Source organism: Serinicoccus chungangensis (genome assembly GCF_006337125.1).
GTDB lineage: Bacteria > Actinomycetota > Actinomycetes > Actinomycetales > Dermatophilaceae > Ornithinicoccus > Ornithinicoccus chungangensis.
The window spans coordinates 2,317,998-2,341,487 of record NZ_CP040887.1 but is presented as its reverse complement, the minus strand read 5'-3'; the positions used below and the strand labels follow the sequence as shown (position 1 = coordinate 2,341,487).

The following is a 23,490-nucleotide window of genomic DNA, read 5'->3' as shown; positions in this document are numbered from 1 at the left end:
GTCAGCCGGTCAGCCGACGGAAGCGGGGCCAGAGGGTCGGCCAGTCCGTGACCGGCCCGGTGCAGTGCAGCAGGGGGACGTGCGCGAGCTCCGGGTGGACGACCGGACCCGTCTGCAGCGACCCCGCCGACCGACAGCCGGCGAAGGCGTCGCGCTGCTGCACGGCGTCCTCGCCGACGAGCAGCACCCGGTCGCTCGTGGGGGGACCGAGGTCCCAGAGCGCGTTGTGGCCGGAGTACACGGCCGCGCGGTCCTCGGGGGTGCCGTAGCGGTGCACCGCTCCGGCCAGGGCGTAGGTGTCGACGACGACGTCCTCCCCCGGCGCCCTCAGGGAGCTGATCTGCTCGGCGTACCCCGGCCAGCCGACCTGGTCGCGGATCGTCGGGTCGACCCGCGACAGCGTCGACAGCCAGGGCTCGGACGGTGGCAGGAGAGGCAGGCAGAGGAGACAGGCGACGACCCCGTTGGCGGCGACCACCAGGGAGCTCCTGCGCGGGCTCCACCGTCGCGCCACCCCCGAGGTCACCCACCCCACGGCCAGGGCGGGCAGCAGCACGCCGACCGGGTAGTAGGGCTGCGAGGGGTGGGCGAGGGTCCAGAGGACGACGACGACGGCCGTCGGCAGCAGGAAGCGGGCGGGGTGGTCGCTGCGCCAGGGGCCGAGGAGCCCGCCCACCCAGACGAGCAGCAGCGGGGGTCCGAGGAAGAGCGCGAGGGCGGGCAGCAGGAGGAGGCGGACGAGATCCCCCTGCTGGTCGACCAGGCCGCTGGAGACCTGGGTCATCGGTATGCCGTGGACGAGCTGCAGCAGCACCTGCGGAGCACCGAGGACGACGAGGGCCAGCGAGCCGTGCAGGGCGTCCCGGGTGAGCAGCACGCCGCGTCGGGCCACCAGCAGGCCGACGAGCAGGGCCGCTGCGAGGACGACGACGAGCAGCTTGTTCCAGCACGCCACGCCGGCGACCGTCCCCGCCCAGAACAGCCCGTGCGGGTGGCCCGTGGTCGCGCGCAGGACGCACAGGACGACGACCTGCCAGGCCAGCAGGTCGAGGCTCGACGTGGTGAAGAGGTGACCCATGATGAGGGGGTAGACCGTGAAGGCGTGCGCCCACCCCGCCAGACGCTGGACCCGCGGGGAGGCACCCAGGGTGCGGGGGTAGAGGGTCGCCACGAACGCGCCCGCGACGGCGGCCGCGACGGCGGGCAGACGCTGCACCCACAGGTCGTCGCTGACCCGGCCGAGCGCCCACGTGATCCAGACGGTCAGGGGAGGCTGGTCCTCGTACCACCACCGGGGCGGCAGCATGCCGAAGTACAGCTCGTCCCAGTGCGGCCCGTAGCGAGGTGCGACGACGAGCAGCACCAGGGCCACCGCCAGCATGGGTGGCGCGGCCACCCGGAGCGGGCTGGGGTCGACCCGGACCGGGACGGCCGACCTCACCGGCTCTCCGCGCGGGCCAGCCACTCCTCGACCTGTCGGACCGCGACGCCGCACCCGTCCTCGCCCTCGACCCGGCGGGCGAGGTCGGCGGCCCGTCGTCGCACCGGTGGCGACAGGGCCTCGGACAGCGCCCGGGTGAGCCTGCTGGTGGACGCCACCGTGCGGGGGACCGGGCGCGGCGCCACCCCCAGGAGGTGCAGCCGCCGGCCCCAGTAGAACTGGTCGGCCAGGTGCGGCACCACGACCGAGGGGGTGCCCGCCCGGACCGCGGCGCCCGTCGTGCCCGCGCCGCCGTGGTGCACGACCGCGCGCACCTTCCCGAACAGCGCGTCGTGCGGTTCCCCGGCGACGGCCAGCAGGTGGGGGTGGGCGCTGGTGTCCCCACCCGCCACCTGGACGAGGGCGTGGACCCCGAGGCGGGCGCAGACCTCCTCCAGGCGGTGCAGCAGGGCGTCCGGGTCGCGCTGGTGCATCGATCCGAAGCCGACGTAGATCCACTCGTGGCCGTCGTCCAGGGCTCGCGCCACCGGCGCCGAGAGCGGCCGCGAGCCGCCCTGAGCCGTCCACCACCCGGTCACGGTGCCGTGCTCCGGGCTGTCGGGGACGAGCTCGCGGCTGAAGGCGTAGAGGGAGCCGTGCGTCGAGGTCGTCAGGGTCACCGGATGGCGGGCGACGAGGTGCAGCCGACCGCGCCGCCACCGGCCGTCGACCCCGCCCAGGTAGCTCTCGACGCCGCGCAGCCCGCGCCGGGCGAGCCGTCGCAGCGGCCCGGGCAGCAGCCACGAGTAGGGGAGGAGGGGCATGGGCCCCCGGAGGTCGGCGTGCTCCGGCCACATGTGCGCCCGGACCACCGGGACGGAGCGGTCCAGGGCCTCGTGCACCGCGGCGATGGCGAAGGTGGACGCCACCAGGACGTCCGCGCCCTCCAGGGCCTCCAGGGCCGGTTGCCGCGCGGAGTCGATGAAGTCCGCGAAGAGCTGCCGGGTACGGCTCAGCTGTCGGGGGCTGCCGCGACGCACAGCCCGGGCCGCCGGGCCGGCGAGCAGCTCCTCGGGGTCGCTGGAGACCTCCGCCACGCGCAGGCCGGGGTGGGCGCCGTCCACGAGCGTCCCGTGCGTGACGAGGGTGACGTCGTGCCCGGCCGCCGCGAAGCGCCCCGCGAGGTGGGTGAAGGGAAGGACGTCGCCCCGGCTGCCGATGGCCGCCACCACCACCCTCATCGTGGGGTCACCCGCCGATCACCTCTCCGCTGACGGGGTCGACCGCCCCCACCAGCTCGGTGGCCGGGAGGGGCTCCACCAGGCCCGCTCCGTTGCTGCCGGCACTGCCCACGGCCCGGCTCACGGGCCAGGCCGTGAAGCGGCCCGGCACGTGCGCCGCCGCGACCATCGACCGGACGTCGTCGGCGTCCGTGAGGCCGGGGTCGAGCCAGTCGCGCCACTGGTCGGGCTCGAGGGCGAGCGGCTGGCGCTCGTGGATGCGGTCCAGGCCCGGCTCCGCAGCGGTGGTGATGACCGCGTAGGTCACCAGCCAGGCGTCCTCGTCGTCGGGCGGGGACTGCGGGTTGCGCCAGAACTCGTAGACGCCGGCCAGCGCCAGCGGCAGGCCGTCTGCGCGACTGACGTAGAAGGGCTGCTTGCGGGGCTTGCCTCTGGTGTCCTTCGCCACCGGGCTGGCCTGCCACTCGTACCACCCGCTGACGGGCACGAGGGCGCGCCGGGCCAGGGCCGCGCGGGAGAAGGCCGGCTTCTCCAGCAGGGTCTCCTGACGCGCGTTGATCATGCGTGCCCCGACGGAGGGGTCCTTGGCCCAGGACGGCACCAGGCCCCAGGTGAGCAGCCGCAGCTGCCGGACCGGGGCCGGGGCGGCGTCGTCGGGGTCCGCGGCCTCCGTGGCGGTCCGAGGCGCGCGGGTCAGCACCACGGGGGCCTGCTTGCTGGGTGCCACGTTGTAGTCGGGCTCGCCCGGCGCCGGCGTCTGTGGGTTCTTCAGCAGGCTGAGCGACCGCTCACCGGTGGCGTCGAGCTCGACGTCGTAGGCCTCGACGAGCTCGTCCGGGTGGGCGCTCGCGGCATACCGTCCGCACATCAGCAGCTCCGGCCTCTCACTGGCGGTAGGCGGACAGGAAGTTGCCCATCCGCTCCAGGGCCGCTCGCAGGTCCGCCCCCCAGGGGAGGGTCACGACGCGCAGGTGGTCGGGGGTGGGCCAGTTGAACCCGGTCCCGTGCACGACGAGGATCTTCTCGCGCTCCAGCAGGTCGAGGCACAGCTGCACGTCGTCGTGGATCTCGTGGACCTCGGGATCGAGGCGGGGGAAGACGTAGAGGGCCCCCCGCGGCTCCACGCAGCTCACCCCCTCCATGGCGTTCAGCATGCCGGTGGCGATGTCGCGCTGCTCGGCGAGGCGACCTCCCGGCGCGACCAGCTCCTCGATGCTCTGGTGGCCGGACACCGCCACCTGGATCGCGTGCTGGGCCGGCACGTTGGGGCACAGCCGGGTGGAGGCGAGCAGCTCGATGCCCTCGAGGAAGCCCCTGGCGTGCGCGGTGGGCCCGGTGATGGCGACCCAGCCGGCCCGGTAGCCGGCCACCCGGTAGGTCTTGGACAGGCCGTTGAAGGTCAGGCAGAGCAGGTCGGGCGCCAACGAGGCGATCGACACGTGCCGGGCGTCGTCGTAGACGATGCGGTCGTAGATCTCGTCGGCCAGCAGCAGCAGGGAGTGCTCGCGCGCCAGCTCGACGACCTGCTCGAGCACCTCGCGCGAGTAGACCGCCCCGGTGGGGTTGTTCGGGTTGATGACGACCAGGGCCTTGGTGCGCGGGGTGATCTTGGCCCGGATGTCCTCCACCTGCGGGTTCCAGCCGTCCGTCTCGTCGCACAGGTAGTGGCGCGGTATGCCGCCGGCCAGGCTCGTCGCAGCGGTCCACAGGGGGTAGTCCGGTGCGGGGACGAGCACCTCGTCGCCGGGGTCGAGAAGGGCGTTGAGCGTCATCATGATGAGCTCGGAGACGCCGTTGCCGAGGTAGACGTGGTCGACGTCGAGCGGGGGGAAGTCCGGCTCGTCCTGGTAGCGGGAGACGACGGCGCGGCGGGCGGGGAGGATGCCCTTGGACTCCGAGTAGCCCTGCGCACCGGGCAGCGCCGCGATCATGTCCTGCAGGATGATGTCGGGGGCCTCGAAGCCGAACGGCGCGGGGTTGCCGATGTTGAGCTTGAGGATGCGGTGCCCCTCCGCCTCCAGGGCCGCCGCCCGGGCCGCCACCGGACCGCGGATCTCGTAGAGGACGTTCTGCAGCTTCGCCGGCTGGGTCAGCGGACGGAGTCGGTCGGGGCGCGCGCTCGGGTTCACCCGCCCATCGTCCCATTCTCCTCCCGCCCACCCGGGAGCCGGGAATGCGCGCGCCCGATCCCCACGTTGACCCCCCAGTTGCGACGACACTGCGGAGGAAACGAGAGTGCTGAGAACCACGACCGCTCCGGGTGAGGCGGCTGGCGGCTTCGCCCTGGCGAGCCCGCACGGGCTAGGCTGGACGGCGATGAGTACTGACCAGCCGGCCGTCGAGGAGATCGACGCCCAGGCAGCGGCAGATGCGACCGTCGACGTCGCGACCGAGAGCCCGCAGGAACGGTCCGCGCGCTTCGAGCGCGAGGCCATGCCGTTGCTGGACCAGATGTACAGCGCGGCGCTGCGGACCACGAGGAACCCGACCGACGCCGAGGACCTGGTGCAGGAGACCTACGCCAAGGCGTTCGCGGCCTTCCATCAGTACCGGCCCGGGACCAACCTGCGCGCCTGGATGTACCGCATCCTCACCAACTCCTACATCAACAGCTACCGCAAGAAGCAGCGCCAGCCGCTGCAGTCGGATGCGGCGGAGGTCGAGGACTACCAGCTGGCGCGGGCCGCCTCCCACACATCGGTGGGGCTGCGCTCGGCCGAGGCGGAGGCGCTGGACCACCTCCCGGACAGCGACGTCACGCGAGCCCTCGCGAGCATCGGTGAGGACTTCCGCATGGCGGTGTACCTCGCCGACGTCGAGGGTTTCTCCTACAAGGAGATCGCCGACATCATGGACACCCCGATCGGCACCGTGATGTCCCGGCTGCACCGGGGTCGCAAGCAGCTGCGGGAGCTCCTGACCGACTACGCCGCGGAGCGCGGCATCACGCGCGCAGGGGAGGGGTCGTGATGGCTCAGGGTCACGAGGCCGACGGGGACGCCGTCGACTGCGCCGGCGTCCTGCTGCGCCTGTTCGAGTTCGTCGACAACGAGACCGGACCGGTGGACCGGGCCCGGATCCAGGCCCACCTGGACGACTGCGGGTCCTGCCTGGCCGAGTACGACCGCGACCTGCTGCTCAAGGCGCTGGTCCGGCGGGCGTGCGCCCGCCAGAGCGCGCCGCCCGAGCTGCGCAGCCAGATCCTCACCCGGATCACCAGCACCCAGGTCACCGTCGTGCGTCGCCGCGACACGTAGGCGCAGGTCACGACCCGGACAGCACGAGGGCCGCCCCGGTCGGGGCGGCCCTCGTGCTGTCGACGCTCAGGCGTTCGGCTTGCGGCCGTGGTTGGCGGCCTTCTTCTTGCGGTCGCGACGCTTGCGGGCTCGCTTGCTCATCTCGTCCTCCCGACGATCGGTGATGGTCCCAGTGTCCCACAGGCTGTCCGTGCCGGGTCGCGGGTGACCGGCGTGTGACTGCCGTCACGGGTATGGTAAAGGTTTGTTCAATTTTGTCCATCCGGGTGGTTCTCGACGCGACTGGCGTGTGACGCGTGTGGCATATTAGGGACAAGCCGGAGGTCTCACCGGCCATCGCTCCTACCCGTCGGGAGCGGCTCTACGGAAGGACACCATCATGTTGCAGCTCATCGCCGACCTCTTCAGCGCGGGGGCATTCGACGCCCTGTTCCGCGTCATCGACGTCGTGCAGTGGAACGGCTGAGCCGACCCACTCACCACTCGAGGGGCGCGGATCGCAACGATCCGCGCCCCTCGTTCATGCCCGTCGTGATGCTGGCGGGCTCGCTCATCCTCCTCGCGGCGGTGCTGGCCGCGGTGGGGGGAGTGCTGCGGCTCCCCGACCGGGGTGCGGGAGTGGGCGTGACGCTCCTGCTCATGGCCCTGGTCACGCTGGGGGTGCAGATCCACGAGCGGGGGATGAGTCACTGGAGCGTGTCGGTCTCCACCGTCGTCCTGGCCGCCGCCATCCCCATCGCGGGCCCCGTGGGCACCACCGTGGCTGCGGGGCTGCCGTATCTCACCGACTTCCGCAGCCGCAACTGGCGCACCCGCTTCTTCAACTGCGGGATGACGGCCACGATGGCGGCGGCCGGCTCCCTCGCGTACCTGGTCACCGGCGGGGTGCTCGTCGACGACATCCCGGCAGGCCCGACGGGGTTGCTCCTGCGGGTGGGGGCGCCGCTGCTGGTGGCCTACGTGGTGATGATCGCGGTCAACGTCCTGTGCATCGGGCTGGTGTCGGCGGTGAGCCGGGGGACCCGGGTGCTGCCCGTCGCGGAGTCCGTCCTGCGCAGCCTGGGCTGGGGGTATCTGTCGCACGCCGCCATCGGCTTCCTCTTCGTGGTCCTCTGGGGCCCGGTCGGCCTCGGGCCGGGGTCGGCGCTCTTCGTGCTGGGCCCGCTCCTCATCGCGCACTGGGCCATCGGGCGGGACGCGCTCGCGCGCCGTGAGCACCAGGAGACGGTCACCACCTTCGTCGCGGCGCTGGAGGAGGCCGACCCCTCGTCGGTCGGCCACAGCGCCCGGGTGGCGGACCTGGCGGACGCGCTGGCCGAACAGCTGGGGGTCGTGGCCTCCGAGGCCGAGGACCTGCGCTACGCGGCGCTGCTGCACGACATCGGCATGATGGTGGTGCGCGCGGACCTGCCGACCGACCCGCAGGACGAGATCGCCTACCTCAGCGCCCTCAGCGCACACCCCCTCGCGGGGGTCAACGTCCTCGAGGGCCTGGACTTCCTGGAGGACTCGCTGCCCGCCATCGCCCACCACCACGAGCGCTGGGACGGCCGCGGCTACCCCGCCGGCCTGCGCGCCGAGGAGATCCCGCTCGCCGCGCGCATCATCGCCGTGGCGGATGCCTTCGACGCCCTGACGGCCGCACCGGAGGACGAGGCGGTCAGCGCCCCCGAGGCTCTCCAGGACCTGCGTCGACGGGCGGGAAGCCACCTGGACCCGCAGGTCGTCGAGGCGCTGGGAGGGGTGCTCGCCCGCGCGGGCAGCCCGTGGCTCGGGGGCCGGCGGCTGGCCGCCGGCAGCACCGGTCGGCTGCTCCCGGACCACGACCACCCCAGCATCAGCGACGCCTTCGCCGACTGGCAGCCCGAGTCGACGGACCTGCTCTTCCCGGGCACGGGTGAGGCGCGGTGATCCTGACCTGGGAGACGGCGGTGGTGGGACTGGCGGTCATGGTCCTCAGCGAGGGCTGGCGCCAGACCTCCTCCGGGCCGGCGCGCGACGCGCCGCTGACCCAGGCGACGGCCACGGCCCTGGCCATGGCGACGGCCTGGCCCCTCACCGCCGGCGAGGCAGGCCACCTGCTGGGCATGCTCGGCCCCCTGCTGCTGTCGACGGGCGCGGTGCTCCTCGTCGCCGGTTGGCGTCGACGCGTGCGCTCCACGGCACGCGAGCTCATGCGGCTGGGGACCTCCGTGGTCGTGGCGGGGGTGCTGGTGCGCATCCCCGGACCCGGGGGCGACACGCTGCTCGAGAGCGTCTGGCACACCGAGGACGCCACCGTGCCCATCGCGATCATGCTCCTGCTGGTCGCGGTCCTCGCCGCCGCCGCCCCGCTGGTGTGGCGCGGGGTCCGCGCCTCGGTGCGGAGCAGGACCATGGCCTGGGCCACGCTCAGCGGGGAGTTCGAGCGGCAGGGTCCCGTCTCGTTGGCCGGGGCCTCGACCGCGGTCGTCATGGCCCTGGCCCTGACCGAGCTCGGCCCCCTGAGCCTGGTCCTGTTCCTGGTGCCTCTCCTGGTGCTGCAGCCCGCGGTCAACCGCCAGCGCCGGATCCGGCGGGCCCAGCGGCAGACGATCTTCGCGCTCGCCCGGTTGCCGGAGGAGGCCGGGCTCGCCATGACGGGCCACGCCGCCCGGGTGGCCGAGCTGGCCGTGCCCATCGCCCGCGACATGGGCGTCGAGGCGGCCGACCTGCGTGACGTGGAGGCGGCGGCGCTGCTCCACGACATCGGTCAGGTGGGCCTCAGCCGACCCGTCCCCGGAGGGGCGACGGTGGAGCTCTCCGCCCGCGACCAGCGGCAGATCGCCTCGACCGGATCCTCGATCCTCGGACGCACGGCCGAGCTGTCCCGGCTGGCGTCCGTCGTCGCCGACGTCGGGCTCGCGCACCACCGCGCCGTCGAGCGGGGCGACGTGGCCCTCGCCTCCCGCATCGTCCGGGTGGCGTCGGCCTACGACGACCTCACCGGCCGGGGCACGAGGCTGGCCGGCAGCAGCGCGCCCGTCGAGGCACTGGAGCGCCTCCTGCGCAGCACCCCGCACGAGTACGACCCGGAGGTGGTCAAGGTCCTCGTCCACCAGCTGGAGCGCCGGGGGTCGCTGTCCGCCGGGCAGGCGGAGTCGCTGAGCCGCTGACCGACGCGACGAGGGCCGCCCCGCCGGGAACGGCGGGGCGGCCCTCGTCGGTGCGGGGAGGTCAGCCCTTCTTGGTCTCGGCGTAGATCTCCGCGATGCGCTCGATCTTGCCCAGCAGCTCGTCGGCCGTGGCCACGTCGAAGCTGCCCTTGGTGCCCGAGGCACCCGCGAGCTTGGTGGCCTCGTTGACGAGGACGTGCAGCTCGGGGAACTGCTCGAAGTGCGGCGGCTTGAAGTAGTCGGTCCACAGCACCCACAGGTGGTGCTTGACGAGCTCGGAGCGCTGCTCCTTGATGATCATGGCGCGCATGCGGAAGTCCGCGTCGTCGTTGTCCGCGACCTTCTCGCAGATCTTCTTGACGGACTCGGCCTCGATCCGCGCCTGGGCGGGGTCGTAGACGCCGCACGGCAGGTCGCAGTGCGCGCTGACCTCGATGGTGGGGGCGAAGAACCTGGTGAACATCGGCCATCCTTTGCAGTCGGTCGGGAGGGGGCTCCAACACCCACCACGTTAGCCTGAGCGGGTGCTGCTCGCGATCGACACCGCCACCGGGACCGTCGGTGCCGCCCTCCACGACGGCGACGGCGTCCGCGCCGAGGTGGTCCGGCACGACGTCCGACGCCACGGAGAGCTGCTCGCCCCGGCGGTCAGCGAGGTCCTCGACGCGGCGGGGCTGGGGATGCGCGACGTCACCGCGGTGGTCTGCGGGGTGGGACCCGGTCCGTTCACCGGGCTGCGGGTCGGCGTCGTCACCGCCCTCGTGCTGGCCCTCGGCCGTGACCTGCCGACACCTCAGGGCGTGTGCTCGCTCGACGCCCTGGCCCATGCCGTGCACCTGGGGGGAGGCGGGGACATACCCGCTCCTGACGGGCTGCTGGTGGCGACGGACGCGCGTCGGCGCGAGGTGTACTGGGCGCGCTACGAGATGACGCCGACCGGCGCCCGCCGGGTCGGGGGACCGGGGGTCGGCCCGGCCTCGGGGCTGCCGAGGAGGTCCGGCTCCTGCCCGCCGTGGGCCGGGGCGGGCTGCTCTACCCGGAGTCCCTCACGGGGCAGCTCGAGGACGCCCCGCTGGACGTGTCCCCCGGGGCCCTGGCCGACCTCGCCGTCCGCCTGCGCGCGGGCACGCACCCGGACAGCGCGACCGGTCTGCTGCCGCCCGAGCCGCTCTACCTGCGCCGGCCGGACGCGGTGGAGACGAGGGCACGATGAGCGGGGCCGCACCGGCGTCGCTGCGCCCCGCCACGTGGCGGGACATCCCGGCCATGCTCGCCGTGGAGCGGGCCGCCTTCCCGGAGGAGCCCTGGGACGAGGCCGGCCTGTGGGCCGAGCTGGCGGCCCGCCCGCGACGTGCCTACGTGGTCGCCGCGCCGGAGGGCCACGACGGGATCCAGGGGTATGCCGGCCTGGACGTGGCCGGCGACGTCGCCGACGTCATGACCCTCGCCGTGGACCCCGGCTCCCGGGGACGGGGCCTGGGGGGCGCGTTGCTGGAGCGCCTGCACGACCTGGCCCGGGACGCCGGGGCCAGGACGGTCCTGCTGGAGGTCCGCAGCGGCAACGAGGTCGCGCGTCGGCTCTACGCCGCCCGGGGCTACGAGCCGGTGCGGACCCGGGAGCGGTACTACCGGTCCGGCGAGGACGCCCTCGTCCTGAGGAAGGAGCTCGACGCATGAGCGGACCTCTCGTCCTGGGTATCGAGACCAGCTGCGACGAGACGGGTGTCGGGCTCGTCCGCGGCCGGACGTTGCTCCACGACGCCATCGCGAGCAGCGTGGAGGAGCACGCGCGGTTCGGTGGTGTGGTGCCCGAGGTGGCCAGCCGTGCCCACCTCGAGGCCATGGTGCCGACCGTGGAGCGCGCCTGCCGCGAGGCCGGGGTGCGCCTCGCCGACGTCGACGCCGTGTCGGTCACCGCCGGGCCCGGTCTGGCCGGTGCGCTGCTGGTCGGCGTGGCGTCCGCGAAGGCGCTGGCGCTCGCCCTCGGCGTGCCGCTCTACGGCGTCAACCACCTGGCCGCGCACGTCGCGGTCGACGTGGTGGAGCACGGCCCGCTCCCCGAGCCGACCATGGGGCTGCTCGTGAGCGGGGGACACTCCAACCTCCTGCTCGTGCCGGACGTCACCGACGACATCCGCTCCCTCGGTGCCACGATCGACGACGCGGCCGGGGAGGCCTTCGACAAGGTGGCCCGTGTCCTGGGTCTGCCCTTCCCGGGTGGCCCGCACATCGACCGGGTCGCCCGCGAGGGGGACCAGGTCGCCATCGACTTCCCGCGGGGCCTCACCTCCGGCCGGGACCTGCAGCGGCACCGCTTCGACTACTCCTTCTCCGGTCTCAAGACCGCCGTCGCCCGCTGGGTGCAGGCCCGTGAGGCGACGGGCCAGCCGGTGCCGGTCGCGGACGTCGCGGCGAGCTTCCAGGAGGCCGTCGTGGACGTCCTCACCCGCAAGGCCGTGCTGGCGTGCGCCGAGCACGGGGTGGAGGACCTGCTCATCGGCGGCGGCGTGGCGGCCAACAGCCGCCTGCGCGCGCTGGCGCAGGAGCGCTGCGACGCCGCCGGCATCCGGCTGCGGGTCCCGCGGCCCGGGTTGTGCACCGACAACGGGGCGATGGTGGCCGCCCTGGGCGCGCAGATGGTGATGAAGGGCCGCCCGGAGTCCCGGCTGGACCTCCCGGCCGACTCCTCGCAGCCGGTGGAGCAGGTCCGGGCCTGAGCCGACGTCCCCGGGTGCGCGACCCGCCGGCGGCCCGGCGGCTTGCTCAGCGGGGGAGCGAGGCGCACCATGTACCCTCGTGCGCGTCTTCTGGGCCCACCCGGCCCGCTCGGTGACCCTCGGTTTCGTCCTGGTGGTGCTCGCGGGGACGACGCTGCTCATGCTTCCCGTCTCCCGGGGACCGGGGGCCGAGGCCGACCTCATGGTCGCGGCCTTCACCACCGTGTCGGCCACCTGCGTCACCGGCCTCATCACCGTGGACACCGCGAGCTACTGGTCGCCGTTCGGGCAGGTGATCCTGCTCGTGCTCATCCAGATCGGTGGGTTCGGGGTGATGACCCTGGCCACCCTCATCGCGCTCGTCGTCCGCGGGAAGCTGCGGCTGAGCACCTCGCTGGCCGCCCAGGCGGACACCCGCAGCCGCTCCCTGGGGGACGTCCGCGGCATCCTGCGCCGCATGCTGCAGCTGATGCTGCTCATCGAGGCGGTGACCTGGGCGGCGCTCACCCTGCGCTTCCACCTCGGCTACGGCTACGACTGGGGGACCGCCCTCTGGCACGGCCTGTTCCACGCCGTGTCCGCGTTCAACAACGCCGGCTTCGCGCTCTACCAGGACAGCCTCATGGGCTTCGTGGGGGACCTGTGGATCATCGGACCGATCTGTGCGGCGCTGGTCCTCGGGGGGCTCGGCTTCCCCGTGCTGCGCGAGCTGCTGCGCGCCCGCCGGCCCGGGACGTGGACCATCCACACCCGCCTCACCGTCTGGGGCTCGGCCGTGCTCATGGTCCTCGGGGTCGCGGCCTTCTGGCTCTTCGAGGCCCAGCAGGGAGGCACGCTGGCGGCGCTGGGACCGCAGGAGCAGCTGGTCGGCGCGCTCGGGGGCGGGCTGTTCCCCCGCACGGCGGGCTTCAACTCGGTCGACTACGCGGCGGTGACCGACGAGACGGAGGCCATCACCATGGCCCTGATGTTCGTCGGCGGGGGCAGCGCCGGGACGGCCGGTGGCATCAAGGTCACCACCTTCCTGCTCCTGGCCGCGGTCATCTGGTCGGAGGTCAGGGGGGAGCCCGACGTCGTCATCGGCCGGCGTCGCGTGGGTATGCCGGTGGTCCGCCAGGCGCTCTCGGTGGCGCTCCTCGCGGTGGGCCTCGTCATCGCGAGCACCATCACCCTGATGATCCTCACCGACCTGCCGCCGCTCGACCTCGGCTTCGAGGTGATCTCGGCGTTCGCGACGGTGGGCCTGTCCACCGGGATCACGGCCAGCCTCCCTCCCGCCGCCCAAGCTCGTGCTCATGGCCCTCATGTTCCTCGGCCGCCTCGGACCCATCACCGTGGCCGCCGCCCTCGCGCTCAACACCCGACACCGTCACTACCGACTCCCGGAGGAGAGACCCATTGTTGGCTAAGAGAAGGCGTCCCGCCGACAGCGGCGCCTACACCGTGCTCGTCGTGGGCCTGGGGCGGTTCACCGCGGTCTGCGAGTCGCTCGTCCGTCAGGGCGTCGAGGTGCTGGCGATCGACACCGACGAGCGGCGCGTGCAGAAGTACGCCGACGAGCTCACGCACACCGTCGTGGCCGACGCCACGGACGGTGAGGCCATGCGTCAGCTCGGCGTCGGCTCCGTGAGCCGGGCCGTGGTCGCGATCGGATCCGACATCGAGGCCAGCGTCCTGTCGGTCATCACGCTGCACGAGGCGGGGGTGGAGCGCATCTACGCGAAGGCCATCACCCGCAAGCACGGCAAGATCCTGGCGAGCATCGGGGCGCACCACGTCATCTACCCGGAGTACGTCATGGGCCAGCGGGTCGCCCACATGGTCACCGACGGGGTGGCCGACTACCTGGAGTTCGACGACGAGTTCGCCATCGCCCGCTGCACGGCGCCGGCCGAGACGTGGGGCCGGACCCTGGCCGAGTCCGGGGTCCGGACCCGGCACACGATCACCGTCGTCGGGCGCAAGCGGCCCGGGGAGGAGTTCACGTACGCCGTGCCCGAGACCGTGGTCGACGAGGGGGACGAGCTGGTGGTCTCGGGGCGCATCGCCGACGTGGAGCGCTTCATCGCCCTCCCGCGCACCCCGCAGCGCCGATCAGTCCTCGACCGCTGACGGCGACGGGAGCCGCTCCACGACGAGGGCTCGGGGGGAGTCGGCGACGGTCGTCAGCACGAGGACGACCTCGTCCCCGCCCCGCGACCTCCTCGGGAGACGCAGCTCCCTGCGGAAGGCGTCCGGGTCCAGCCGGACCCCGCTCTTCTTGAGGGTGACCGGTCCGGCCGGGTCGTGGTGGCCGCGCAGCCAGGCGCGCACCACGGCGGGCCGCAGCGGGAGGACCTCACGGACGGCGAACCAGCGCAGCGCCGGGTGGTCGACCAGGCCGGCGGCCGTGACGTAGCCGGTCCCGGGGGCGGTCTCGCGCCCGTCGACCGCGGCGGCCAGGGAGCCGGTGAGACCGGCGGCGGCCACCGCGTCGTCCACCTCGGCCAGGTGGCCGAGCAACCCGTCCGCGTCCGACATCGGTGCCGGCACGTCCGGGGCCTCGACGACCTCCGCCCAGACGACCTCCTCGCCGGCGGCCGCGTCTGGTGCGCTGCGACCGACCACGGCACGGCGCCCGGGTGGTCCGGACCCCCACCACAGGGCGCACTCGAGCAGGTCGCCGTCGAGGGACACCCACTCGGCGGCCGCGCCGACCGGCACGTCACCGGGGGCGAAGGACGGACCCAGCTTGGCGACGGTCGCGCGGGCCCGGAGCGCCACGTCCTGGACCTGCTCGAAGGAGGGGGACAGGCCCTCGAGCCCGCGCACCCGACGGGTGCGGCCCCGGGAGTCCGCCACCCCCGGGACGCGGCGCGCCGGGTCCAGGAAGGCCCCGTCGTCGGCCGCGACGGGCTGCGCGAGCGCGTCCCCCGTGAGGACCCGGGCCCCGGGCCACGGGGCGAGGTTGGCCCGGGCGGCGGCGGCCACCACCGGGTCCCGCTCGACCGCCGTCACCTCCAGTCCGGCGCGGGCGAAGGCGATGGCGTCGAGCCCGAGCCCGCACCCGAGGTCCAGCACGTGCCGGACCCCGGTCCGCACCAGCCGCTCGGCGCGTCGGGCGGCCACCGCGGGTCGGGTGGCCTGCTCGAGGCCGTCCTGGGTGAGCAGCAGGCGCTCGACGTCAGGTCCGAGCCGGGCCCGGCCGCGCGTCCGCAGCCGCGACTGGGTCAGCGCGGCGGAGACCAGCGCCGGGTCGTGCCCGTCGGCGCGCAACCGGTCGAGCAGGGCGATCGTCTCCCGCTCGTCGTAGGCCGGCAGGGCGTCGAGCAGACGGGCTCCGGGACCCTCGGCGAGCCGTCGCAGCAGGTCGGCGGCGGGATCGGCGGTCATCCCCCCATTCTGCGGCAGTAGATTGGGATGCATGCCCCGCGTCTTCAGCCGCAAGGTCCACCGACTGGTGCGCCGTGGGCGCAGGCTGGCGTTCGGCGCCGCCGGCGTCGCCCTCGCCGGCCAGCTCACCCTCGCGGCCGGGGTGGTGGCCGTGGACGCGGTCCGCAAGCGACGCGACCACGTCGACCGGGACGCCCCGGCCCAGGACCCGGTGAGCACCACGGTCAAGGGGTCGCGGCTGACCACCTACACCTACGGCCAGTACCTCTACGACGACATGATCGCCGCGATCGACGAGGCGGAGGACTTCGTCTACCTGGCGTCCTACATCTGGAAGGCCGACGACGTGGGGCACGCCTTCAAGGACGCGGTGGTGCGCGCGGCGGAGCGTGGCGTGCTCGTCTGCCTCGTCGTCGACGGCTTCGCCAACATCGTGGTGCCCCGGGACTTCCTCCGCTTCCCGGACGGCGTGCACATGCTGCGCTTCCCGGTGCTGCGCACCCCGCTGCCGATCATCGACGTCCGCGCCTCGGGGCGCGACCACCGCAAGATCCTCGTCGTGGACGGTCGCGTGGGCTTCGTCGGCGGCTACAACATCGGGTCCCTCTACGCCACCAGCTGGAGGGACACCCACGTCCGGGTCGAGGGGCCCGGCGTGTGGGAGCTGCAGAACGCCTTCGCCGACTTCTGGAACCGGCACAAGGGATCGCGCCGCCCCCGGCTGCTCGACAGCGGCACCGTGGACTGGCACACCTCCGTCCGGGCGGCGCGCAACGAGCCCAGCCGGGTGGTCTACCCGGTGCGTGCCCTCTACCTCGAGGCCATGGACCGCGCCGTCCACCGCATCTGGATCACCCAGGGCTACTTCATCCCCGACCGGGAGATCCTGCACGGCCTGCTCACCGCCGCCGCGCGGGGGGTCGACGTGCGGGTGGTCCTGCCGGAGGCCTCCAACCACGTCCTGGCCGACGTCGTCGCCCAGTCCTACTACGAGACCCTGCTCGAGGGCGGGGTGCGGATCTTCCTCTACCAGGACGTCATGGTCCACGCGAAGACCATGACCGTGGACGGCCGGTGGGCGACCATCGGCACCGCCAACATCGACCGGCTCTCGATGCAGGGCAACTACGAGATCAACCTGGAGATCGTCGACGAGGACCAGGCCGGCCACATGGAGGACATCTTCCGTGCCGACCTCGAGCGGTGCGAGGAGCTGACCCTGGAGGAGTGGGCGCAGCGGGGCGTCGGGACACGGGTGGTCGAGCGGGTCCTGCAGCCGCTCCAGGTGCTGCTCTAGCGCGGACGGGGCCGGACCGGCGTACCGGTGCCAGGGCCCGGGGACCGGTCGGGAACGGTCGGGAGCGGTCGGCGTGTTGGCACTCGGCTTGACCGAGTGCTAACCCGGTGCCTAGATTCGTCCCTAGCACTCTCGGCACGTCAGTGCCAGCCGCGAGAGCCGACCGACCCCCGCGACGGCGGTGGGTGATCGCGGGGGAGTGACGGCCAGCACAAGACCACCTGGCGGGCCGCTCAGGCCCGTCACCTGAACGAGAAGGAAGGTAACCGTGTCGGTTTCCATCAAGCCGCTCGAGGACCGCATCGTCGTCAAGGCCGTCGAGGCCGAGCAGACCACGGCCTCCGGCCTGGTCATCCCGGACACCGCGAAGGAGAAGCCCCAGGAGGGCGAGGTCCTGGCGGTCGGTCCGGGTCGCGTCGACGACAACGGCAACCGCGTGCCCATGGACGTCACCGTGGGTGACCGCGTCATCTACAGCAAGTACGGCGGCACCGAGGTGAAGTACTCCGGCGAGGAGTTCCTCATCCTCTCGGCGCGCGACGTCCTGGCCGTCGTCGGCTGACGTCCGACCCGACCCGCCGCGCACCGCACGCCCCGGTCACCACGTCCGGTGGTGACCGGGGCGTGCCGCGCGGCACCGGCGCACGCCCCCGCATGACATACCTGAAAGGAGCGCTCGCCCATGGCGAAGCAGCTGCAGTTCAACGACGACGCCCGCAAGGCGTTGGAGCGGGGCGTCGACGCCCTGGCCAACGCGGTCAAGGTGACGCTCGGCCCCAAGGGCCGCAACGTCGTCCTCGACAAGAAGTGGGGCGCCCCCACCATCACCAACGACGGCGTGACCATCGCCCGGGAGGTGGAGCTGGAGGACCCCTACGAGAACCTCGGCGCCCAGCTCGCCAAGGAGGTCGCGACCAAGACCAACGACATCGCCGGTGACGGCACCACGACCGCCACGGTGCTGGCGCAGGCCATGGTCAAGGAGGGCCTGCGCAACGTCGCCGCCGGCGCCGCCCCCTCCGGGCTGAAGCGGGGCATCGACGCCGCGGTCACCGCCATCAACGACCGCCTCCTGGAGACCGCCCGCGAGCTCGAGGGCCGCGACGAGATCGCCCAGGTGGCCGCGCTGTCGGCCCAGGACCCGCAGATCGGCGAGCTCATCGCCGACGCCTTCGACAAGGTGGGCAAGGACGGGGTCATCACCGTCGAGGAGTCCTCCACCACCGCGATGGAGCTCGAGTTCACCGAGGGGATGCAGTTCGACAAGGGCTACCTCTCGCCCTACTTCGTCACGGACAGCGAGCGCATGGAGGCCGTCCTCGAGGACGCCTACGTGCTGCTGGTGCAGGGCAAGATCTCCAAGGTCGCCGACCTGCTGCCGCTGCTGGAGAAGGTCGTCGGCGAGAGCAAGCCGCTCATGATCATCGCCGAGGACGTCGAGGCCGAGGCGCTGTCGACGCTGGTCGTCAACAAGGTGCGCGGCACCTTCAACGCGGTCGCCGTCAAGGCCCCCGGCTTCGGGGACCGCCGCAAGGCGATGCTCCAGGACATGGCGATCCTCACCGGTGGCCAGGTCGTCGCCGAGGAGGTCGGCCTGTCCCTGGACTCGGTCGGTCTCGAGGTGCTCGGCACCGCGCGCCGCGTCGTCGCGACCAAGGACACCACGACGATCGTCGAGGGCAACGGCGACGCCCAGGCGGTCTCCGACCGGGTCGCGCAGCTGCAGGCCGAGGCCGCCGCCACCGACTCCGACTGGGACCGCGAGAAGCTCCAGGAGCGCATCGCCAAGCTCGCCGGCGGCGTCTGCGTCATCAAGGTCGGCGCGCACACCGAGGTCGAGCTCAAGGAGAAGAAGCACCGCATCGAGGACGCCGTCTCGGCGACCCGCGCGGCCATCGAGGAGGGCATCGTCGCCGGCGGTGGCTCGGCCCTCGTGCACGCCGCCGGTGCCGCGGAGGAGCTCCAGCTCGAGGGTGACGAGGCGGTCGGTGCCGCCATCGTGCGCAAGTCCGCCGCGGAGCCGCTGCGCTGGATCGCCGAGAACGCCGGCCTGCAGGGCTACGTCGCGACCACGCGGGTGGCGGAGATGAGCCCCGGCCAGGGCCTCAACGCCGCCACCGGCGAGTACGGCGACCTGTTCTCCGCCGGGGTCATCGACCCGGTCAAGGTCACCCGGTCGGCGCTGCGCAACGCCGCCTCCATCGCCTCCATGGTGCTCACCACCGACACCCTGGTCGTGGACAAGCCGGAGGACGACGACGAGGACGGCCACGGCCACTCGCACTGAGGCCGGCGCCGGGGATCGGCGACGACTCCCCGGGCCGTGAGACGACGACGCCCCCCCGGGATCTCCCGGAGGGGCGTCGTCGTGTGTGTCGTGTCGGTGGGGGCGCGACCGGTCGCGGTCGTGCCGGCGGTTCAGCGCTTGCGGTGGGGGCGGGCGGCGTCCACCTGCTCGTAGTGGGCGACGCGCTCCTCCTCGGTCATGCCACCCCAGACGCCGTAGGGCTCCCGGACGGCCAGCGCGTGGGTGCGGCACTGCTCGAGGACGGGACAGCTGGCGCACACCTGCTTGGCGCGCTCGTCGCGCCGGCGTCGCGCCGGACCGCGTTCCCCCTCGGGGTGGAAGAAGACCTCAGGGCTGGTGGTGCGGCAGGCCCCCTCGAACTGCCACTCCCACAGGTCGGCCACCGGGCCGGGCTGATGAGCGGTCTCGGCCACGCGATTCCTCCTCTCGAGGGCGGTGCCCGGTCCCGCCGGGCCGCCCCGTCAGGGGCCGCGAGCAGCAGGGGTCGGGCGTGACGAGTACCTCGTCGTGCCGTCACTCTACGTCGTGGACCGCGCACGGCATAGCGCCGGGTGCCGCGCGGAGGGGCACGCGGGGGCGCGCCTAGAATGCCGTCATGAGCGCTGGTGATCTCGAGGGCCCCACCGACCCGTTCGCCCGGCTCGGGCTGACCTACGACGACGTCCTGCTCCTGCCGGGCGAGACCGACATGTCACCGGACCAGATCGACACGAGCAGCCGGCTGACCAGGGAGATCTCCCTGCGGCTGCCCCTGGTGTCGGCGGCGATGGACACCGTCACCGAGGCCCGGATGGCGATCGCCATGGCCCGCCAGGGCGGCATCGGCATCCTGCACCGCAACCTCTCGGTCGAGGACCAGGCCCTCCAGGTCGACCTGGTCAAGCGCACCCAGACCGGCCGCATCACCAACCCGGTCACCATCGGCCCGGGGGCCACGCTCGAGGACCTGGACCGCATCTGCGGCCAGTACCGCGTCTCCGGTCTCCCGGTCGTCGACGAGCACGGCGTCCTCATGGGCATCTGCACCAACCGCGACCTCCGGTTCACGCCGGTCGCCGAGTGGGACCGCACCCTGGTGAGCGACGTCATGACTCCGATGCCGCTGGTGACGGCGCCCGCCGACGTGTCGCGGGAGGAGGCGACCGCCATCCTCCGGGCGCACAAGCGCGAGCGGCTCCCGCTGGTGGACGACGAGGGTCGGCTGTCGGGGCTCATCACGGTCAAGGACTTCGTCAAGAGCGAGCAGTTCCCGCACGCCTCCAAGGACGGCGACGGGCGGCTGCTGGTGGGGGCGGCCATCGGCTACTTCGGGGACTCCTGGGTGCGCGCCACCACGCTGGTCGAGGCGGGCGTCGACGTCCTCGTCGCCGACACCGCGCACGGGCACGTGCGCCTGCTGCTGGACATGGTCGCCCGGTTGAAGCAGGACCCCGCCACCCGGCACGTGCAGGTCGTCGGCGGCAACGTCGCCACGGGTGCCGGGGCCCGGGCCTTCGTCGACGCGGGGGCGGACGCCGTCAAGGTGGGCGTCGGGCCGGGCGCGATCTGCACCACGCGGGTGGTGACGGGGGTCGGGGTGCCGCAGCTGTCCGCGGTGCACGATGCCGCCCAGGTGTGCGGACCGGCCGGGGTCCCCGTCATCGCCGACGGCGGGATGAAGTACTCCGGCGACATCCCCAAGGCCCTGGTCGCCGGCGCCGAGGCGGTGATGATGGGCTCGATGCTCGCGGGGTGCGAGGAGAGCCCGGGCGAGCTGATCTTCGTCAACGGCAAGCAGTTCAAGAGCTACCGGGGCATGGGGTCCCTGGCCGCCATGAGCTCGCGCGGCAAGGCCTCCTACTCCAAGGACCGCTACTTCCAGGCGGAGGTCGCGAGCGACGACCAGCTGGTGCCCGAGGGGGTGGAGGGCAAGGTCGCCTACCGCGGCGCGGCGAGCGCCGTGGTCCACCAGATGGCCGGCGGCCTGCGCCAGGCCATGTTCTACGTCGGCGCGCGCACGGTGCCCGAGCTGCGCTCCCGGGGACGCTTCGTGAGGATCACCCAGGCCAGCCTGCAGGAGTCGCACCCGCACGACATCGAGATGACCGCCCAGGCGCCGAACTACGGCTGAGCAGCACGCCGGGCGCGTGGCGCGGGACGGGAGCGTCCGTCCCGGACGGTAGCCTGACGTGGTGAGCGAGATCGAGATCGGACGAGGCAAACGGGGCCGTCGCGCCTACTCCTTCGACGACGTCGCCGTCGTCCCCTCCCGCCGCACCAGGGACCCCGAGGACGTGTCGATCAGCTGGCAGATCGACGCCTACCACTTCGACCTCCCCATCCTCGGGGCCCCCATGGACTCGGTCGTCTCGCCGGAGACCGCCATCGCGCTGGGGCGGCTCGGGGGCGTGGGGGTGCTCGACCTCGAGGGTCTCTGGACCCGCTACGACGACCCCTCGGCACCGCTGGCCGAGATCGCCCGGCTGGACGGCGAGGAGGCGACGGCCCGGATGCGGGAGCTGTATGCCGCCCCGATCCGCCCGGAGCTCATCACCGCCCGGCTGCGGGAGGTCCGGGAGGCCGGCGTCACCGTCGCCGGGGCCCTGTCGCCGCAGCGCACGCAGCAGTTCTGGAAGTCCGTCGTGGACGCCGGCGTCGACCTCTTCGTCATCCGGGGCACGACGGTCTCGGCCGAGCACGTGTCCAGCCAGGCCGAGCCGCTCAACCTCAAGCGCTTCATCTACGAGCTCGACGTCCCGGTCATCGTCGGTGGGGCGGGCACCTACACCGCGGCGCTGCACCTCATGCGCACCGGCGCGGCCGGCGTGCTCGTCGGCTTCGGCGGCGGGTCGACGCACCGGACGCGGACCGCGCTCGGCATCCACGCGCCGTCGGCGACCGCCATCGCCGACGTCGCGGCCGCGCGGCGCGACTACCTCGACGAGTCCGGCGGGCGCTACGTCCACGTCATCTCTGACGGGGGGACCAGCGTGTCCGGCGAGATCGTCAAGGCGGTGGCCTGCGGTGCGGACGCCGTCATGCTCGGGGCGGCGCTTGCCAGGGCGCAGGAGGCCCCGGGTGCCGGTTACCACTGGGGCAGCGAGGCCCACCACCCGGAGCTGCCGCGAGGGGAGAAGGTGCACGTCGGGACGGTCGGCACCCTGGAGGAGGTCCTCGTGGGTCCGGCCCGCACGGCGGACGGCACGACCAACATGATGGGCGCCCTGCGGCGCGCCATGGCGACGACCGGCTATACCGAGCTCAAGGAGTTCCAGCGCGTGGATGTGGTGGTGGCGCCGTATGGCGAGCGATGACCAGGGTCTCGGGACCGACGGACGCGCTCGTCCGGCCGGGGTGCCCGAGGTGAGCGTCAGCAAGGACCCGGTGCACGTGCGCCGCCGGCGGCTGGCCGCCGGAGCCCTGCTGGGTGCGGTCCTCCTCGGCGGCTGGGGCATGGCCCAGGTGTTCGGCGGCGACGACTCCTCGGCGGGTCAGGGTGAGTCCGTGGCCGGCCCCACGGAGGCCACCGCCCCGCAGCAGGGGTCGGCCGGTGGCGACGGGTCGGGGGACGGCGAGGGGGACGCGTCCTCGGAGGAGTCCTCCGCGCCGGACGAGGCACCCGAGGAGTCGGCCGAGGAGTCGGCCGACGCGGCCGACGACCCGGCAGGGGGCGAGGACGACGCCGACCAGGTGTGGCAGCGGGAGGCCGCAGCGGCCGAGCACGCCAGCGACACCACGGCGCTGGAGCAGGTCGACTACCTCACCGGTGGGCTGACCCCCAAGTCGGTCATGGCGTCCGGGCACGGCCTGATGATCGCCAACAACATGATGTACTCCCACACCTCGACGGTCTTCGACAGCACCACCCGGGAGCAGGTCCAGGTGCTCGACGACGGCGTGGACCTCGCGGCCTTCGGCATCGAGGGCCACCCCGGGGTGTCGCAGGGCTCCCCGGTCGAGGCGGTGTGGACCGAGGACGGCCGCTACGCCTACGTCTCCCAGTACACGATGTACGGCCAGAACTTCGGCGTGGAGGGCTTCGACGCCTGCACCCGGGACAGCGGTGTGGGCGCGTCCTTCGTCTACCGCTTCGACGCCCAGGAGATGGCGTGGGACCAGGTCTTCCGGGTGGGAGCGGTCCCGAAGTACCTCGCGCTGAGCCCCGACCAGCGCACGCTGCTCGTCAGCAACTGGTGCGACGCCACCCTCAGCGTCGTCGACACCGAGAAGGGCGAGGAGACCGGCACCGTCGAGCTGGCCGCCGCGCCGCGCGGGCTGGCGATCATGCCGGACAACCGCACGGTCTACGCCGTGGCGATGTACGCCGACGAGCTCTACAAGGTGGACCTGGCGGAGGGCACCGCCGAGGTGGTCATGCAGACCCCGCCCCGGCCCCGCCACCTCAACCTCGCCGACGAGGGCCGGACCCTCTACCTCACCACGAGCGGCGGCAACGCCATCCTCAAGATCGACACCGCCACCGACGAGGTGGTCGACGAGGCGGCGCCGGGGGCCGAGCCCCGCAGCGTGGCGCTCAGCCCGGACGAGAAGGCGCTCTACGTCGTCAACTACGACGAGGCGAGCGTCTCCAAGGTCCGGACCTCCGACATGGAGGTCATCGACACGGTCGGCGTGGACGCCAACCCGATCGGCATCGACTACGACCCGGTCACCCACACCGTCTGGGTGGCCTGCTACGGCGGGTCGATCTACGTCTTCGACGACCAGGACAGCCTGCTCTGACACCAGTCCTCGGCCACCACCT

The 23,490-nt window shown here is 73.1% G+C and carries 22 protein-coding genes and 2 pseudogenes; 16 read left to right on the top strand and 8 right to left on the bottom strand.

Translation table 11 applies throughout. The features are described from left to right. Position 1: 1 nt before the first annotated feature. The 4 genes from FHD63_RS10675 to FHD63_RS10660 are packed head-to-tail and all read right to left on the bottom strand — an operon-like array spanning position 2 to position 4,790. A complete protein-coding gene (locus FHD63_RS10675) occupies positions 2–1,441 on the bottom strand; it encodes a glycosyltransferase family 39 protein (RefSeq protein WP_139722054.1) in 1,440 nt (479 codons plus the stop codon). Next, positions 1,438–2,652, bottom strand: coding sequence for a glycosyltransferase (locus FHD63_RS10670; protein ID WP_158296757.1), 1,215 nt, complete (start codon positions 2,650–2,652; stop codon positions 1,438–1,440). Before FHD63_RS10670 ends, FHD63_RS10675 begins: the two co-directional genes overlap by 4 nt. Before the next feature lie 16 nt (positions 2,653–2,668). Beyond that, on the bottom strand, positions 2,669–3,529 hold the full coding sequence (locus FHD63_RS10665; RefSeq protein WP_139722052.1) for an SOS response-associated peptidase: 861 nt from the start codon (positions 3,527–3,529) through the stop codon (positions 2,669–2,671). Positions 3,530–3,545: 16 nt separating this feature from the next. Then, the gene (locus tag FHD63_RS10660) at positions 3,546–4,790 is read right to left on the bottom strand and encodes a pyridoxal phosphate-dependent aminotransferase (RefSeq protein WP_139722051.1); all 1,245 of its coding nucleotides are present in this window, start codon (positions 4,788–4,790) and stop codon (positions 3,546–3,548) included. Positions 4,791–4,977: 187 nt separating this feature from the next. Here FHD63_RS10660 and FHD63_RS10655 point away from each other — a divergent pair, with 187 nt between their 5' ends. Continuing rightward, a complete protein-coding gene (locus FHD63_RS10655) occupies positions 4,978–5,631 on the top strand; it encodes a sigma-70 family RNA polymerase sigma factor (protein ID WP_139722050.1) in 654 nt (217 codons plus the stop codon). Then, entirely contained in the window at positions 5,631–5,918 is a 288-nt protein-coding gene (gene rsrA, locus FHD63_RS10650; RefSeq protein WP_139722049.1) for a mycothiol system anti-sigma-R factor, read from the top strand. Before FHD63_RS10655 ends, rsrA begins: the two co-directional genes overlap by 1 nt. 66 nt (positions 5,919–5,984) lie before the next feature. Here rsrA and FHD63_RS17050 read toward each other — a convergent pair whose 3' ends face one another. Further along, positions 5,985–6,059 (bottom strand): 50S ribosomal protein bL37, encoded by a 75-nt coding sequence (locus FHD63_RS17050; RefSeq protein ID WP_373288732.1) that lies wholly within the window; start codon positions 6,057–6,059, stop codon positions 5,985–5,987. A gap of 381 nt (positions 6,060–6,440) precedes the next feature. Here FHD63_RS17050 and FHD63_RS10645 point away from each other — a divergent pair, with 381 nt between their 5' ends. Both FHD63_RS10645 and FHD63_RS10640 read left to right on the top strand, forming a co-directional pair. After that, complete coding sequence (locus FHD63_RS10645; protein ID WP_139722048.1) at positions 6,441–7,829, top strand: HD-GYP domain-containing protein; 1,389 nt, start codon at positions 6,441–6,443, stop codon at positions 7,827–7,829. Next, the gene (locus FHD63_RS10640) at positions 7,826–9,052 is read left to right on the top strand and encodes an HD-GYP domain-containing protein (protein WP_139722047.1); all 1,227 of its coding nucleotides are present in this window, start codon (positions 7,826–7,828) and stop codon (positions 9,050–9,052) included. The genes FHD63_RS10645 and FHD63_RS10640 overlap by 4 nt, the downstream gene beginning before the upstream one ends. Before the next feature lie 61 nt (positions 9,053–9,113). On the opposite strand, the gene sodN is transcribed toward FHD63_RS10640, so the two are convergent. Then, positions 9,114–9,515 (bottom strand): superoxide dismutase, Ni, encoded by a 402-nt coding sequence (gene sodN, locus FHD63_RS10635; RefSeq protein ID WP_058889836.1) that lies wholly within the window; start codon positions 9,513–9,515, stop codon positions 9,114–9,116. Between the two features lie 61 nt (positions 9,516–9,576). Here sodN and tsaB point away from each other — a divergent pair. The 6 genes and pseudogenes from tsaB to FHD63_RS10610 form a co-directional block, all read left to right on the top strand. Next, positions 9,577–9,981, top strand: a pseudogene (gene tsaB, locus FHD63_RS16635) (tRNA (adenosine(37)-N6)-threonylcarbamoyltransferase complex dimerization subunit type 1 TsaB); the annotation flags it as partial. An 83-nt stretch (positions 9,982–10,064) separates the two neighbouring features. After that, on the top strand, positions 10,065–10,265 hold the full coding sequence (locus FHD63_RS16630) for a hypothetical protein (RefSeq protein ID WP_238705623.1): 201 nt from the start codon (positions 10,065–10,067) through the stop codon (positions 10,263–10,265). Next, positions 10,262–10,729: a ribosomal protein S18-alanine N-acetyltransferase gene (rimI, locus tag FHD63_RS10625; protein ID WP_139722046.1), complete on the top strand. Its 468-nt coding sequence runs from the start codon at positions 10,262–10,264 to the stop codon at positions 10,727–10,729. The genes FHD63_RS16630 and rimI overlap by 4 nt, the downstream gene beginning before the upstream one ends. Next, a complete protein-coding gene (tsaD, locus tag FHD63_RS10620) occupies positions 10,726–11,769 on the top strand; it encodes a tRNA (adenosine(37)-N6)-threonylcarbamoyltransferase complex transferase subunit TsaD (RefSeq protein WP_139722045.1) in 1,044 nt (347 codons plus the stop codon). The genes rimI and tsaD overlap by 4 nt, the downstream gene beginning before the upstream one ends. Before the next feature lie 160 nt (positions 11,770–11,929). Next, positions 11,930–12,979, top strand: a pseudogene (locus FHD63_RS10615) (TrkH family potassium uptake protein); the annotation flags it as partial. A gap of 233 nt (positions 12,980–13,212) precedes the next feature. Further along, positions 13,213–13,881, top strand: coding sequence for a potassium channel family protein (locus FHD63_RS10610; protein ID WP_139723094.1), 669 nt, complete (start codon positions 13,213–13,215; stop codon positions 13,879–13,881). On the opposite strand, the gene FHD63_RS10605 is transcribed toward FHD63_RS10610, so the two are convergent. Beyond that, entirely contained in the window at positions 13,864–15,141 is a 1,278-nt protein-coding gene (locus FHD63_RS10605; RefSeq protein WP_158296756.1) for a class I SAM-dependent methyltransferase, read from the bottom strand. The genes FHD63_RS10610 and FHD63_RS10605 overlap by 18 nt on opposite strands. Before the next feature lie 31 nt (positions 15,142–15,172). On the opposite strand from FHD63_RS10605, the gene FHD63_RS10600 reads away from it, so the two are divergent. The 3 genes from FHD63_RS10600 to groL all read left to right on the top strand — a co-directional run bounded on the left by FHD63_RS10600 (position 15,173) and on the right by groL (position 18,725). Continuing rightward, a complete protein-coding gene (locus FHD63_RS10600) occupies positions 15,173–16,438 on the top strand; it encodes a phospholipase D-like domain-containing protein (protein WP_139722043.1) in 1,266 nt (421 codons plus the stop codon). A 268-nt stretch (positions 16,439–16,706) separates the two neighbouring features. Continuing rightward, a complete protein-coding gene (gene groES / locus FHD63_RS10595; RefSeq protein ID WP_139722042.1) occupies positions 16,707–17,000 on the top strand; it encodes a co-chaperone GroES in 294 nt (97 codons plus the stop codon). A gap of 120 nt (positions 17,001–17,120) precedes the next feature. Continuing rightward, a complete protein-coding gene (groL, locus tag FHD63_RS10590) occupies positions 17,121–18,725 on the top strand; it encodes a chaperonin GroEL (RefSeq protein WP_139722041.1) in 1,605 nt (534 codons plus the stop codon). Positions 18,726–18,856: 131 nt separating this feature from the next. Here groL and FHD63_RS10585 read toward each other — a convergent pair whose 3' ends face one another. Then, positions 18,857–19,159, bottom strand: coding sequence for a WhiB family transcriptional regulator (locus tag FHD63_RS10585; protein ID WP_139722040.1), 303 nt, complete (start codon positions 19,157–19,159; stop codon positions 18,857–18,859). A 182-nt stretch (positions 19,160–19,341) separates the two neighbouring features. Here FHD63_RS10585 and guaB point away from each other — a divergent pair, with 182 nt between their 5' ends. From guaB to FHD63_RS10570, 3 genes are read left to right on the top strand one after another with little or no spacing between them, the layout of a single operon-like run. Further along, a complete protein-coding gene (guaB, locus tag FHD63_RS10580) occupies positions 19,342–20,856 on the top strand; it encodes an IMP dehydrogenase (protein WP_139722039.1) in 1,515 nt (504 codons plus the stop codon). Positions 20,857–20,914: 58 nt separating this feature from the next. Then, a complete protein-coding gene (locus FHD63_RS10575) occupies positions 20,915–22,039 on the top strand; it encodes a GuaB3 family IMP dehydrogenase-related protein (protein ID WP_139722038.1) in 1,125 nt (374 codons plus the stop codon). A 49-nt stretch (positions 22,040–22,088) separates the two neighbouring features. Then, entirely contained in the window at positions 22,089–23,468 is a 1,380-nt protein-coding gene (locus tag FHD63_RS10570) for a beta-propeller fold lactonase family protein (RefSeq protein ID WP_238705622.1), read from the top strand. The last annotated feature ends 22 nt before the right edge of the window (positions 23,469–23,490 follow it).

What these genes read in the sequence shown, in the direction of transcription:
- FHD63_RS10665 (WP_139722052.1), bottom strand. Translation starts at nt 3,529, where the DNA reads ATGTGCGGACGGTATGCCGCGAGCGCCCACCCGGACGAGCTCGTCGAG.
- FHD63_RS10655 (WP_139722050.1), top strand. Translation starts at nt 4,978, where the DNA reads ATGAGTACTGACCAGCCGGCCGTCGAGGAGATCGACGCCCAGGCAGCG.
- rsrA (WP_139722049.1), top strand. Translation starts at nt 5,631, where the DNA reads ATGGCTCAGGGTCACGAGGCCGACGGGGACGCCGTCGACTGCGCCGGC.
- FHD63_RS10645 (WP_139722048.1), top strand. Translation starts at nt 6,441, where the DNA reads ATGCCCGTCGTGATGCTGGCGGGCTCGCTCATCCTCCTCGCGGCGGTG.
- sodN (WP_058889836.1), bottom strand. Translation starts at nt 9,515, where the DNA reads ATGTTCACCAGGTTCTTCGCCCCCACCATCGAGGTCAGCGCGCACTGC.
- rimI (WP_139722046.1), top strand. Translation starts at nt 10,262, where the DNA reads ATGAGCGGGGCCGCACCGGCGTCGCTGCGCCCCGCCACGTGGCGGGAC.
- tsaD (WP_139722045.1), top strand. Translation starts at nt 10,726, where the DNA reads ATGAGCGGACCTCTCGTCCTGGGTATCGAGACCAGCTGCGACGAGACG.
- FHD63_RS10605 (WP_158296756.1), bottom strand. Translation starts at nt 15,141, where the DNA reads ATGACCGCCGATCCCGCCGCCGACCTGCTGCGACGGCTCGCCGAGGGT.
- FHD63_RS10600 (WP_139722043.1), top strand. Translation starts at nt 15,173, where the DNA reads ATGCCCCGCGTCTTCAGCCGCAAGGTCCACCGACTGGTGCGCCGTGGG.
- groL (WP_139722041.1), top strand. Translation starts at nt 17,121, where the DNA reads ATGGCGAAGCAGCTGCAGTTCAACGACGACGCCCGCAAGGCGTTGGAG.
- guaB (WP_139722039.1), top strand. Translation starts at nt 19,342, where the DNA reads ATGAGCGCTGGTGATCTCGAGGGCCCCACCGACCCGTTCGCCCGGCTC.